General features: G+C 43.5%; 12 protein-coding genes and 1 riboswitch. Of the genes, 4 read left to right on the forward strand and 8 right to left on the reverse strand.

Annotated features, from left to right (window positions below; genetic code table 11):
* Window positions 1–56: 56 nt before the first annotated feature.
* The 4 genes from ACQCV8_RS16205 to ACQCV8_RS16220 all read right to left on the reverse strand — a co-directional run bounded on the left by ACQCV8_RS16205 (window position 57) and on the right by ACQCV8_RS16220 (window position 3,780).
* Complete coding sequence (locus ACQCV8_RS16205) at window positions 57–842, reverse strand: SDR family NAD(P)-dependent oxidoreductase (RefSeq protein ID WP_426846147.1); 786 nt, start codon at window positions 840–842, stop codon at window positions 57–59.
* A gap of 718 nt (window positions 843–1,560) precedes the next feature.
* Window positions 1,561–2,322, reverse strand: a complete 762-nt coding sequence (locus tag ACQCV8_RS16210; RefSeq protein WP_426846149.1) for an NAD-dependent protein deacylase — start codon at window positions 2,320–2,322, stop codon at window positions 1,561–1,563.
* Between the two features lie 31 nt (window positions 2,323–2,353).
* On the reverse strand, window positions 2,354–3,409 hold the full coding sequence (locus ACQCV8_RS16215; protein WP_426846241.1) for a mechanosensitive ion channel family protein: 1,056 nt from the start codon (window positions 3,407–3,409) through the stop codon (window positions 2,354–2,356).
* A 263-nt stretch (window positions 3,410–3,672) separates the two neighbouring features.
* A complete protein-coding gene (locus ACQCV8_RS16220; protein ID WP_426846151.1) occupies window positions 3,673–3,780 on the reverse strand; it encodes a YhdX family protein in 108 nt (35 codons plus the stop codon).
* A gap of 424 nt (window positions 3,781–4,204) precedes the next feature.
* On the opposite strand from ACQCV8_RS16220, the gene ACQCV8_RS16225 reads away from it, so the two are divergent.
* Entirely contained in the window at window positions 4,205–5,593 is a 1,389-nt protein-coding gene (locus ACQCV8_RS16225; RefSeq protein WP_426846152.1) for a zinc ribbon domain-containing protein, read from the forward strand.
* Window positions 5,594–6,868 carry a beta-N-acetylhexosaminidase gene (gene nagZ, locus ACQCV8_RS16230; RefSeq protein WP_426846153.1) on the forward strand — a complete coding sequence of 425 codons (1,275 nt, stop codon included), beginning with the start codon at window positions 5,594–5,596 and terminating at the stop codon, window positions 6,866–6,868. It begins immediately after the preceding gene.
* Window positions 6,869–6,996: 128 nt separating this feature from the next.
* Here the strand turns inward: nagZ and ACQCV8_RS16235 are convergent, their stop codons facing one another.
* A complete protein-coding gene (locus ACQCV8_RS16235; RefSeq protein WP_426846155.1) occupies window positions 6,997–7,425 on the reverse strand; it encodes a GNAT family N-acetyltransferase in 429 nt (142 codons plus the stop codon).
* A gap of 105 nt (window positions 7,426–7,530) precedes the next feature.
* Here ACQCV8_RS16235 and ACQCV8_RS16240 point away from each other — a divergent pair, with 105 nt between their 5' ends.
* Window positions 7,531–8,907 (forward strand): PLP-dependent aminotransferase family protein, encoded by a 1,377-nt coding sequence (locus ACQCV8_RS16240; RefSeq protein ID WP_426846157.1) that lies wholly within the window; start codon window positions 7,531–7,533, stop codon window positions 8,905–8,907.
* A gap of 57 nt (window positions 8,908–8,964) precedes the next feature.
* On the opposite strand, the gene ACQCV8_RS16245 is transcribed toward ACQCV8_RS16240, so the two are convergent.
* Both ACQCV8_RS16245 and ACQCV8_RS16250 read right to left on the reverse strand, forming a co-directional pair.
* Window positions 8,965–9,756 (reverse strand): GNAT family N-acetyltransferase, encoded by a 792-nt coding sequence (locus ACQCV8_RS16245; protein ID WP_426846158.1) that lies wholly within the window; start codon window positions 9,754–9,756, stop codon window positions 8,965–8,967.
* Window positions 9,757–10,533: 777 nt separating this feature from the next.
* Window positions 10,534–11,013 (reverse strand): hypothetical protein, encoded by a 480-nt coding sequence (locus ACQCV8_RS16250; RefSeq protein WP_426846160.1) that lies wholly within the window; start codon window positions 11,011–11,013, stop codon window positions 10,534–10,536.
* 141 nt (window positions 11,014–11,154) lie between these two features.
* On the opposite strand from ACQCV8_RS16250, the gene ACQCV8_RS16255 reads away from it, so the two are divergent.
* Window positions 11,155–11,508 carry a hypothetical protein gene (locus ACQCV8_RS16255; protein ID WP_426846162.1) on the forward strand — a complete coding sequence of 118 codons (354 nt, stop codon included), beginning with the start codon at window positions 11,155–11,157 and terminating at the stop codon, window positions 11,506–11,508.
* 128 nt (window positions 11,509–11,636) lie between these two features.
* Here the strand turns inward: ACQCV8_RS16255 and tenA are convergent, their stop codons facing one another.
* Complete coding sequence (gene tenA / locus ACQCV8_RS16260; protein WP_426846164.1) at window positions 11,637–12,335, reverse strand: thiaminase II; 699 nt, start codon at window positions 12,333–12,335, stop codon at window positions 11,637–11,639.
* Between the two features lie 76 nt (window positions 12,336–12,411).
* A riboswitch (TPP riboswitch) is annotated at window positions 12,412–12,514 on the reverse strand.
* Window positions 12,515–12,545 lie beyond the last annotated feature (31 nt).

Raw genomic sequence — 12,545 nt, forward strand, 5'->3', positions numbered from 1 at the left:
GCCTTTCTTCAATCAATTACATTTATTATACACCAGTGCAGATCTTCCTGGCATCGTTATTGATCCTTTCCCTGAACCTTCCTTACAACAGATGTAACCATTTTTCTCGGCATAAAACGGACAGAACCAACCAGAAGTTTATTCTGGATCCCTGGGATGATCACGGTTTTTCCATTCATCCACCCATCAAATCCAATCTTTGCCACTTGATCAGCCGGCATCACTCCATTTTTAAACAGCTTAGAATTTTCAAGCTCTGCTCTTTCGAAAAAGCCGGTTTCAGTAGGACCGGGGCAAAGTGCAGATATATGGATATTTGTTTTATTTAGTTCATTTTCAAGAGCCTCTGTAAAGGAAAGAACATATGCCTTTGTAGCATAATATACAGCCATTAATGGCCCCGGCTGGAAAGCAGCTATGGATGCAACATTTAGAATTCCTCCCTTGTTTTTTTCTGCCATCCCCGGGAGGAACATCTTGGTTAGATGAGTAAGAGACCTGATATTTAGATCAATCATATTTAATTCATCCTGAAGATCTGTATCCAGAAATTCTCCATACAGCCCGAAGCCTGCATTGTTGATTAAATAGGAGACGTGGATTTCTCTGCTCTTAAGCACCTCTCCCAGCTGGCTGATTTCCTCAGGCTTAGATAAATCCGCCGGGTGGATGATCACCTGGGCATTGTACTCTTTTTCAAAGCTTTGCTTAATTTCATAGAGTTTTTGTTCGTTTCTGGCGCTCAGCACAAGGCTGTGGCCTTTACTGGCAGCCAGTTTGGCAAGCTCTAACCCAATCCCTCCGGAAGCACCTGTTACCAATGTATAATCTTTTGAGTTCATACGTTTATCCTCCTCTTTCATTATGTTTAACATTTTAAACGTTTAATCTTACGAACTTAATATACATGGTAATCGCATTTTAGTCAAATGAATGATCAGAAATACGGAAAGCCTGTTTGTTTAAATGGTAACAGGCATCCGCTAATCTATGCTGCTTGCCGCGGCAGACATGAAGTCAACGTTTGAGCCAGGCTGAGCTGATCAGGGAAGATTGAGACCATTTTATTATGTCTGACATTGTTGTCTGACATTCACCCTTTCAGGCGCGTTGTCTGACATTGTTGTCTGACATTTACCCTTTCAGGCGCGTTGTCTGACATTGTTGTCTGACATTTACCCCCTTCAGGCGCGTTGTCTGACATTGTTGTCTGACATTCACCCTTTCAGGCGCGTTGTCTGACATTCTTGTCTGACATTCACCCTTTCAGGCGCGTTGTCTGACATTGTTGTCTGACATTCACCCTTTCAGGCGCGTTGTCTGACATTCTTGTCTGACATTCACCCTTTCAGGCGCGTTGTCTGACATTCTTGTCTGACATTCACCCTTTCAGGCGCGTTGTCTGACATTGTTGTCTGACATTCACCCTTTCAGGCGCGTTGTCTGACATTGTTGTCTGACATCATTGTCTGACATTCACCCCCCTCAGGCGCGTTGTCTGACATTCTAACAGAGCCAAACAAAAAACCTCTGTAAAATCCAGAGGCGTTACAATGACTTTTACAGCTCCAGCTTTACAGAAAGCTGTCTTGCTATTTCACCGATGGATTCATGAATGACGAGATCGAATAAATTATCCATCATTGTTGGTTCACGGTTGATGAACACCATCCTTTTGTTACCCCTGAAACGGAAGTCCTTTGGAATCTGGTTGACTGGATAGACTTCCAGTGATGTGCCCATTACAAGCAGCAGATCCGATCGGTCGACTGTATGATAAATGTCCTCTATATGCTGAACCATGTCACCAAAAAGAACAACATCCGGCTTCAGGATAGAGCCGCACCTGCTTCCGCTTTCTAAGCGGGCATTACATCTCGGCACATCCTCCTCATGAATACTGGTCAGATCATATGCTGCGGCGCATTTAGGACATGTAGCAGTCTGAATGGAACCGTGCATGTTGTAAACGGATCTGCTTCCGGCTTTCTGATGGAGTCCATCCACGTTTTGAGTAAAGACATGGACCTCTTTCCCGGCAAGCTCCAAATCCTTCAGAAACAAATGTCCTTTATTTGGCTGATGCTGCATGCTTAATTTTGTTTGAAAAATTTCCTTAAAGTATTTCCAAAAGAGTTCAGGATTTTTTTCATAATAGGACCGGCTCATCACCTCTGTACGGGAGAAATCCTCCGTCCATAATCCTCTGGAAGAACGAAAATCCGGTATGCCGGATTCCGTGCTGACACCTGCTCCTGTCATTACTGAAATGACCTTTGATTCTCTCAGCCATCCGGCTAATTGATGAACGTTTGGATTCAAAGCAAAAACCTGCCCCTATGCTGTAGAATTTTCAAGAATACTGCTTTTCTTTAGCTTGACTATCATCCTTTTGAGAGGTTTGCTCGATATACAGTGTCTGGCTTGGGAATGCGAAGCTTGCACCCTCCTCTTCCAATATACTCATAATTTTCAAGTTAATGTCTTGCTTAATTTTCAAATGCTCCCCGTATATGGTTGTTTTCGTAAAGCAATTAATCAGCACGTCCAGGCTGCTGGCACTAAATGCGTTAAATGTAACCTGCACGATTTCATCATCGATTCCATCATGATCGATCAGCATCTTTTCAATTCTTCGGACACAATCCTTAAGCTGTTCTTGTGTTGTCCCATAAGTAACTCCGATGGAAAAGTTGATCTGCCTCTTCCCCATTTTCGTCCAGTTGGTGATCGGTTCATTTGAGAGAGTTGAATTCGGTACGGTGACCAGCGCCTGCGGAAACGTACGGATTTTCGTGCTTCTAAACGTAATATCCTCTACAACGCCTTCCACACTTGGAGCTTTAATCCAATCCCCGATTGTAAAAGGTTTTTCAGTAATGATGACGATTCCCCCAAGAAAGTTTCCGATTGTATCCTTGGCGGCAAGGGCAAAAGCAAGCCCCCCGAGGCCGAGCCCTGCCACGAAACCATTCACATCATAATCAAATTCCTGGGCCACGATACTGAAGCTTAGCGCTACGATAACAAACCGCATGAGTTTTGAAAGAAACGGGACTAAAATATCATCAATACCGAGATCGAATCTTGTATTCACCTTATTGAAAAACAGTGAGGATGAGCCTGTCAGATTATACAGACCCCACGAAATTACAATGACAATGGCGGAACGGTACAACTCATGGACAATTTCCATGCTGTTTGTAAAGAATGGGGAGTATACGATGGCCAGATAGACACCAATTGATACAAACAGCCAGCGCAGCGGTTTTTCAAATGACAGGAGGACATGGGTGAAAAATTCTGTCGGAGTTCTCCTGCTGATTTTCATAATTAAGTGAAAAATGTATTTTGTAAAAAGCTTTCTCAGAATTAAAAACAACACCAGGATCCCAATGCTGATTCCCATCTGTGTTAAGTTCTCATATGTAAAAAGTGATTCCGGCACTCCTTCGTCTCTCCTTTTCGCGTTCGTCGAACAGAATTATACTATAGCATTCGTTACAAGTGCTGGAATCCTGTCCTTTTTTCTTATATACCTTGTTTAGAGGATAGTAAACAGATGGATTGAAAAAAGCTGCCAGTTTCGGGGGCTGGCAGCTTAAAGCAAGGACGGAATGTTAAATATCGTTTAGTGAAAAGGCAGTGCGGCTTTGATTCATGGAATTGGGATTATTTCTTTTCCTTTGTGCTATTCTGGTCAACGAGGGTGGCTTTGTACATTTCTTCATTAGTCTCAACTTTAATACGCTCCTCCACTCTGATTCTTCCCTTTCCCATTGTCTCGCCTCCTTTTCCATATCATAAATTTTTCAGAATATTTAGTAAATGAAACAGAATGCCTAAATTAACCCGATGCTTTAGCAAAATTCGAAGGACCTTCGTTTGCACCATTTGGGGATAAATGCTGAATATTCAGGAATTTCATTGAATGGAGGCAGCTAAACATGCCTTAATATATTTTAAAAAAGGGTCTATTTTTCTAGGTGAATAGACAGGCATGGCGCATAGATAGCATCCAAAATTATTTTAATTGAACAAGCGGTTCGTTTTCTTAGCCTTGTTTAGTCTGCGCAACCTAATGCATATCTTTTCCTCTTTTACATATATTTCACTTTTCATAAGTAAATAGTTGTGGTTAACTCTAATTATACTGACTATTTTATAGGTAATTTATACTTTCATACATTAGGAGTGAATCATCGTGAGATTTTGTAAAAATTGCGGAAACAAAATGACTTCAGAAACGGAGTATTGTACAAATTGTGGACAATCCCTGCAAGAGCATGCCTCTGAGCAGCCTGCACCTCAGAGAGCACCAAGACAGCCGATGAGCAAAAAAACCAAGGTTATGGCAATAAGCATTGCCGCGGCAGCGATTTTGTTCTTCGGGGTTTATAAATTGTTGGACTCCATGTACTCTCCTGTTAAAACGGCCGAACAATTCATTCAGGCAATCGAGAAAAAAGATGCAAAGCAAATAGCTGAAATGATTCAGCATGGGAACGCACAGCTTAAAACCGCTGATGCAGCCCAGGCATCGCTATGGCTCTCCTATTTGGACAATAATCCAGATTTGAAGGACGGTTTAATCAATTCCCTAACTGAATCCGCTCAAACCCTAGAATCCGGCTCTTTAGAAAATGGCGGCACGGCTGGGTTTGAAGAAAGTCAAATACACCTAATTCCAAAAGGGAAGAAGTGGATGATATTTGACGAGTATGCTGTATATGCCCAGCCTGTCTATATTGAGGTTCAAGTAAATGAAGACGACACACTCGTTCAAATTGATGGAAAGAATGAAAAGACTGCCTCGAAAGAAAAAGCGTTAACGTTTGGCCCTTATCTCCCGGGAGAACACACGGTTTCCGGACTGCGTGAAACAAAATTCGCAAAGGTAGAGCAAAGCGAAGTCCTTGAATCATGGAATGATAGCGAAAAACTGTATACAGAATTGGATATGTCAGGGGATCAAGTGTATGTATCTTCTAATTATTCCGATGCCATCCTGTTTGTAAACGGGAAATCTACCGGGATGACGATAGAGGAAGCGTACGAATTCGGTCCTATTACAGCCGATGGGTCATTAAAGCTTCACGCAGAGCGCAAGGAAAATGGTAAGACGTTCAAGAGCAGCATCCAGCCGGTAGTCAATGCAGAAGAAAGTCTGGACCTATGGTTTGAAGAAGAAGCTGCAGAAGACCTGTTTGACGATTATGAGGCTGATCCGGAATTTGCAAGCAGCACAAGCGAGATTGAAGACGTGATCCGGTCTCATTACACAAGCATTTCCAGTGGTGAGTACGAAGCAGCATTTAACCTGTTTGATTCTTCAAGACAAGCAAAATATACAGTAGACAACTGGGCAAAAGGCATGAAAGATAATATCTCTAACGAAATCCTCTATGTTTCGGTTGACGAAGACGATGGGATCAATGCTTCTGCGAGCTTTGAAATGATTTCCCGGGATAAGCAGGAGGACGGTTCCGTGCTTGTTCAGTCTTGGAAAGGAAGTTGGACGCTTGTTAATGAAGATGGGGCATGGAAACTAAAGTCACCGAGCATTGATCAGACAGGTTCACGAACAGAATAGATGAAAAACAAACCTTTTATCCTTCCGGCAATTTTGATTTTGCTGATTGGACTTTCAGCTGGAATTTGGTATTGGATGGCGTCAAATCATTCAGAAGGAAAAAAAAGCCCTTCCATTCACACAAAAAAAGAAGGGTTCTCTTCAAATAAACCTGAGCCTGAGAAAGAAACCTTGCCTCCTGAAGAGGAAGCAAAAAAAATCCTCTCTTCCATGACGGCGGAACAAAAAGCGGGGCAGATAATGATGGTCGGCATCAGAGGAAAAGAAGCTGCTGGGGATGCCGCTGATTTTATTAACAACCGTTCAGCTGGCGGGATTATATTATTCGACCGCAATATGGAGTCTCCCGGACAAGTGGCTGAACTGACAAATTCCCTGCAAAACGCTGCCAAAAAGAGCCCGTTATCCCTGCCCCTAATGATCTCTGTGGATCAGGAAGGCGGAATGGTTACCCGGATGAAAGAAAAGGTGTCTCCAATTCCTTCACAGCAGCAGCTGGGGCATACATCGACTGCAGCAGATGTATACGATGTAGCCAATTTAAACGGGAAAGAGCTTTCAGCAATGGGAATTACAATTAACCTTGCACCTGTTTTAGATTTATCTTCGACAGATACCCGGTCCTTTGGAGAAAATCCTGAAAAAACATATGAGTATGGTACTTCTTCCATAAAAGGACTGAATGATGCCGGAATAACGGGTGCACTTAAGCATTTTCCCGGAAACGGACGAAGCCAGGTGGATCCTCACAAGGATTCCTCAGCAGTCGAGGCAGATCAGCTTGATTTGGAGAATTCAGACATTTATCCGTTTAAACGGATCATTGCGGAAACAGATAACCAAAACTTTTTTACACTTGTTACGCATATAAAATATCCGGCTTATGATAAAGAAAAACCAGCAAGCCTTTCTCCCGTCATTATAAAAGATCTCTTGCGGAAAAAGCTCGGCTTCGAAGGAATTGTAGTGACGGATGATTTGGAAATGGGTGCCGTAAATAAGTACTACACCTACAAAGATATGGGAGTAGAAGCCGTAAATGCAGGGGCAGATCTTTTACTGGTCTGTCACGAATACAAAAATCAGGTGGAAGTGTATGACGGAATCGTGGCAGCAATAAAATCTGGAAAAATCAAACAGGAAAGAATAGATGAAGCTGTAAAGCGCATCCTCATTTATAAGCTTTCATCAAATGAACCGGAAGAAGCAGACCCCCAAAGAGCAGAAGCACTGGTTGGAAACAAGGCGAGCCGCGATTTTCTGAATGGGTTATAAACAATTGGACTATCTGAAAACAGGGAGACGCAAATCAGCGTTTCCCTGTTTTCTTTATGAAGCCTGGACCAGGGCAGCGGAACAGGAAGCTGTATTCTCCAAAGTTCCTTTTGGAATTTACGTGCCATTCAAAATCCTTTTTTAAACGTGTAGCCCGACCTCTCATACCCCATCTTCTCCTCGTAAAACCGGTGGGCCGCTGTTCTTTGAAGATTGGAAGAGAGTGCAATCCCTTCATAGCCATTGTCTTTTGCCTCATATTCCACGTGCTCAAGGAGACGTTTTCCAAATCCTCTGGACCGGTGATTCTGATCAGCTGCTAAATCTGAAACCCAGATGTATTTTCCATAATATAGAGTAATCATCGGCTGGAATCCAATATAGGCTACTGGCTCTAATCCGCTGTACATAAGCTTCACCCGATAATTTTCCTCCCGGGCTGCTAAAGCGACTAAATCAATAAACGTTATTTCATCCAAATGCGGCCGAAGCTGTTTAATGATTGGGTAACCCTTTATCCATTCAGACTCTCCGATAAGCTCTCCTACTCTCTCCATTTCTCATTCCTCCTTTATGATAAGATGAATATAACAAGAATCTGGAATGGCCGGGAGAGTCAGTTTTTTCATTTTCGGCAGGTCCAGAGATGGAGGGAGCTGTTTATGGAAACTCTATTTTTTCATCAAAATAAGCCCATGTTCATCCAAATTTATGATCATATTAAAAGGAATATTGCCAACGGCAGCCTGCACCCCGGGGCAAAGCTCCCTTCAAAGAGAAAACTGGCTCTTCTTCAAAATGTCAGTATTAATACAGTAGAGTCTGCATACACCCAGCTGGAGGCAGAGGGGTATGTTAAATCCATTCCCAGAAGAGGCTGGTTCGTGCTTGAGTTTGAACCCGGAGTCATTTGCTTTGAAGAAAAACCGGCACCTGCTGATTCTGAACCTGAGACCGTGATAAATGGAAACGTCATTGATTTCAGCCAGACAGTGGATCCTGCAAAATTCCCCTACGCCCAATGGAAAAAGTGTTCAGCGGAGGCTCTTGACCATGAGGAGCTTTACCATACAGGCCATCCCTTTGGCGAAGCTGCATTCAGGAGGGAAATAGCCCGCTATCTGCACCAGACGAGAGGGGTAAGATGCCGTTCAAATCAAGTCATAGTAGGATGCGGCACACAAATGCTTCTCGGAAAAATTTCACGCATGCTAAAGGATAGCTGCATTGCAGTAGAAGACCCCGGTTACCACCGGACACGGCAGACGCTAAGTAATCACCGGATCGAACCGATCGCTCTTGATGAAAGCGGCATTCAAGCAGAGGCTTTGGCAAAAACCCCGGCATCTGCTGTGTATGTAACTCCTTCCCATCAATTCCCGCTGGGCACAGTAATGCCTGTACAGCGAAGAATGGAACTTCTAAACTGGTCTGCACTGCGAAGCAATGCATGGATTATAGAGGATGATTATGACGGAGAATTCAGGTATGAAGGAAAACCGATTCCCTCTTTACATAGCTTAAGCGAAAACGGGGATGTTCTATACTTAGGCACTTTTTCAAAAACCTTCATCCCTTCCCTGCGTATTAGCTACGCGGTTCTTCCCCTAAAACTGCTGGAGTCGGGACAGGAGGAGCTTATGACGGAAAAGCAAACGGTATCCAGGTTTCATCAGCACGCCCTTTCTATTTTTATGGCAAACGGATGGTGGGAGCAGCATTTAAACAGAATGAGAACCCATTACCGGAAAAAGCATTCGCTGCTGCTGAAGCACGTAAACGAGGTTTTCAAAGGAGATGTCCGATTCATTGGGGAAAAATCAGGCACCCATTTTCTGCTTGAAGTCATGAATGGGATGAGCGAAGCAGAACTGATTGCCTCTGCTTCGCAACACGGGGTCAAAGTCTACCCGACCTCCCCCTATTACATCCATTCACAGCCGGATCGCCCGCTGATTTTCCTTGGATTTGGAGGGGTGACAGAGGAGGAGATTAAAACTGGGATGCTGTTATTGAGAAAAGCGTGGTTTGACAAATAAACAGTATTCCCCGATTGTTCATACAGCCGGCTTTCGCCCTTTATGGCAACAGCCGGTTCATGAACAATTATACATGGTCCACTTGCCTATATCCTTGAATCCAATCCGCTTATAAATTTTCCCTGCTTCAGGATTATCGTAAAACAAGCAAAGTTCCCGGCCTTCCTCAAGCACTTCTTTGCAAAGCTTTAGCATGCACCGGGTCGCATAGCCTTTCCGCTTATGTTCGTTCAAGGTGCAAACTCCGACAATCATGGCTGACAGTGTATTTTCAGCCGCAGTAGAAGCCGCGCTCACCATCAATCCATTTTCCTCCACATAGCACGTTCTGGAAACACCCTTTTCCATATTTCTGCGCCGGCTTTCTGCATTATCACTTCCTGAAGTAAATTCATCGATTTGTCTGTACAAATCAATTATTCTTTCCGCATCCTCGAGTACAGCCCTTTTCACCGCTACATAGGATTCCCTTTCAGCAATTTGCTCAAGCTTATCGCATTTCGCATAATACAGCACCCGCTTCTGAATGGTCCGATCTAGAAATGGTTCTAGCTTTCGTGTTACCTCTTCAAGACCTGAAAGCATTCTCCATTCCGGATCGCCTTTCATGATTTCTGCAAAGCCTTCCGCATCAAAATCGCCATCCGCATAAGGAATATAGTTGATTTCGTATTTTAAGAGCACTCCTCTCAATGTTCCCTTGTCATCAAAATCACCCCAGATTTTCTGAAAAGGTTCACTGTAGCCGAATGCTTCAATATCTCCTATAAAAAAAAGATTTTCAGCAGGCTTTTTCGCTACAAAAGCATAGCACTGCTCATGATCCTCTGCCGTCAGCTGTCTGATCATCCCTTGCCCTCCCTAAGCTTTAATTTGCTGCCCTCCTATCAATGTTCGATTTTCCGTCATAGGCCGCCCCAGAAGCAGCCCAAATTCGATATGTATCCTGTATTCTGATCATCCTGTTTGCTCACTTATCCGTTTTTTTATGCCTGCTGCCAATCCCGTTCACATCTAATATCCGTTGGCATCCAAACTTATGTGATTCTTATTATATGGATTATCCTCTCCCTTTTCACTACTATTTCAAAATTTCTGTCATATGTTTTATGGAATCTGGCTTAAAAGGGGATATGAGCATGCAGTATTCTAATCAACAGGAGTATCAGCGGCAAATGAGGCAGAATGCGCTGATTGCAAAAGATATTGCTAAAGCGTTAGTTGAGAGTACAGTGCCATAAATTGCTATGAGGTTTTGGCAAAACAAGCCCCTGATCAGGCTCAAAAGATCAGATTCTGGAAATACGGAATGATGAGAAAAGACATTACGAATTTTCGCAAATTTATGTTTCGTTGACAGGAAGGCAGCATAAGCCGAAACAACTGGAAGGATGTCCGCCGGCATACGGAGAAGGTTTATATGCTGCATTCAAGGATGAACCGGAAACAGGTGATTTTGATTTTGACCTGTCCGATAAGTCCACAAATGCCTATATGAAACGTATTTTCAGAAGAGCGGCAGCCGATGAACAAAACCATTCTGTTTGGTTCCTCTATTATTTAACAAAGCTATAAGCCAATAGCCGCCAGAAGGCGGTTTTTTAATTGTGATTTTAACAGCCTATCTTAATCAATAGGGTCGCACTTTCTTCCATGCCGCAGCACTTCATAGATTGCCATCCCGTCACTTGGATGGTCATCAGAATAACGGACAGGCAGCAGGGCAAATATGACATAGTAGCTGGAAAAATAGGCGAATTGGTAGAAAAACAAATGAGGCTCCACCACTCCTTGTACAATTAGAAAATTCACCAGCAGTATTGAAAGCAGATTAAAAAGCGCTCCCCCGCCGTATACGAGGGCGTGGGTTGCCCGGTTGTCATATCTCAGTCCTTCATACTGGCAAAAAGAGTCTAAAAAGTAAAGACGTTTGACCGTCAGATTTTTAAACGAAAAAAGCGTCTTGCCTCTCCCAATCGTAAATGTTCCTTTTCCGCCGAATACCAGCGCCATCACCGTATGTCCAAGCTGGTGAACGAAGGATGCAATCGGCAACACAATGCATAAGGACCAAAGCAGTGTTAAAACGTCTTTCAACTCGAACATGAATGTTACCTCCTTATTGTGAATCTAAGCTGTAATGGCTATTTCCCCATTTTTCATACCTTAAACAAAATGACAGGAGAGCATTGTTACGGTATGATAAAGAGGCTCCACCAAAATTCCAAAACAAGGAGGAAATGACTCATGCGCTTTGACGATCAGCCACCAGCGATAAACGAGAATGTAAACGTTTTTACAGACATCCCTGAAGACGGTACCGTTATTGGAACAGCTACCCAGGATGAACTGCAGATGGCCCAGGACTTGGAGTGCAGGCACCTAGCCCATATGCGTCTTATGGATTCGAATATTCAGATTCAAGGAGCATCCTATAAGGATCTCATGCAGGAATATCTGGAATTCGAAACAAAATCCGCTGAGTTTTGGAAAAGCATTTATAAAAGACTGGATGTTCCATGGGAATGGATTCTCCGCATAGACTTAGCCCACGCTTATATTTACGTAATCAACCCGTTTGACGATGATGAAGTAAATTAAAAAGAGGGCCTGCCCCCGCAACAGGGCAGGCCCTTTCTTTGGGCTGCTTTTTTTCTCCTGAGTGGCCTGAGGCCAGAAGCATATACTGGTCAGTTCCAGCCAGACAAACCATCCCGCCAGATGCTTTTTCAGCAGGTCTCCTCCTTTACGCCGATGGCAGAAGCGTCGGGCCATTGCTCCATATTGTATGCCATTTCCCAAAAAGCCAGTTCATACTTGCAGCTGATAGTAAAATGATGAAGCATTTTCTCTTTTTCTTTTTCGGATGCTGCAAGCGCCAATTCATCCAGCCGGTCAAGCTGCTCGTTTACTAATTCTTTAAACCACTCTCCCCCATATGCTGCAATCCATTCCTGATAGATCGGCTCTTCCGGTCTGCATTCTTTTAATTTTTCTCCAATTTCGTAATAAATCCAGTAGCACGGTAATATGCAGGCGATGATTTCACCGAGGCCCCCGTTTATAGCAGAACGATACATATGGGAGGTGTAGGCATAGGCGGTTGGGGACGGTTCAAAAGCGAGCTTTTCCTCCTCAGATATGTCTAACAGCGCTGAGAACTTTTCGTGGAGGGACAGTTCTGCTTCATACGTTCCTTGAGCATGAAATGCCATCCTGGCCGTTACATGAAGATCATCGGCTTTGCTGCCTGCAAGCGCCTGTACTCTTGCAAAGTGGGACAGATAATACGCATCCTGTTTTACATAATAACGAAAATTTTCTAATGGAAGGGTGCCGTCACCGATTCCTTTGACAAAAGGGTGCCTGAAGTTTGCTTCCCAAATTGATTTTGTTTTTTCTCTTAGATGCTGTGTAAATGATTTCATTGAACCGTTCCCCCTATTGCTGCTGAGTAAAAATAAAAAAACCGCTCTCAGCGGATAAGAGCGGGAAAGATTAGAATAAGCCAATCTCCCGCTTCCCTCCGCTGGAATTAACCAGATCAGGTTCAAAGGGTCCCGGGTCATTCCGGTCTCAGCCTCAACAGGCTCCCCTAGCGGCAATGCGGTATTTTATTTTCCATTTTTATCATACCA

This window comes from Metabacillus sp. 84, from assembly GCF_050107715.1.
GTDB lineage: Bacteria > Bacillota > Bacilli > Bacillales > Bacillaceae > Metabacillus_B.

Bases quoted from the DNA above. Each gene is read 5' to 3' on its own strand.
- ACQCV8_RS16240 (WP_426846157.1), top strand. From the start codon at position 7,531: ATGGAAACTCTATTTTTTCATCAAAATAAGCCCATGTTCATCCAAATT.
- ACQCV8_RS16250 (WP_426846160.1), bottom strand. From the start codon at position 11,013: ATGTTCGAGTTGAAAGACGTTTTAACACTGCTTTGGTCCTTATGCATT.
- ACQCV8_RS16220 (WP_426846151.1), bottom strand. From the start codon at position 3,780: ATGGGAAAGGGAAGAATCAGAGTGGAGGAGCGTATTAAAGTTGAGACT.
- ACQCV8_RS16245 (WP_426846158.1), bottom strand. From the start codon at position 9,756: ATGATCAGACAGCTGACGGCAGAGGATCATGAGCAGTGCTATGCTTTT.
- ACQCV8_RS16235 (WP_426846155.1), bottom strand. From the start codon at position 7,425: ATGGAGAGAGTAGGAGAGCTTATCGGAGAGTCTGAATGGATAAAGGGT.
- ACQCV8_RS16255 (WP_426846162.1), top strand. From the start codon at position 11,155: ATGCGCTTTGACGATCAGCCACCAGCGATAAACGAGAATGTAAACGTT.
- tenA (WP_426846164.1), bottom strand. From the start codon at position 12,335: ATGAAATCATTTACACAGCATCTAAGAGAAAAAACAAAATCAATTTGG.
- ACQCV8_RS16215 (WP_426846241.1), bottom strand. From the start codon at position 3,409: ATGGGAATCAGCATTGGGATCCTGGTGTTGTTTTTAATTCTGAGAAAG.
- ACQCV8_RS16205 (WP_426846147.1), bottom strand. From the start codon at position 842: ATGAACTCAAAAGATTATACATTGGTAACAGGTGCTTCCGGAGGGATT.
- nagZ (WP_426846153.1), top strand. From the start codon at position 5,594: ATGAAAAACAAACCTTTTATCCTTCCGGCAATTTTGATTTTGCTGATT.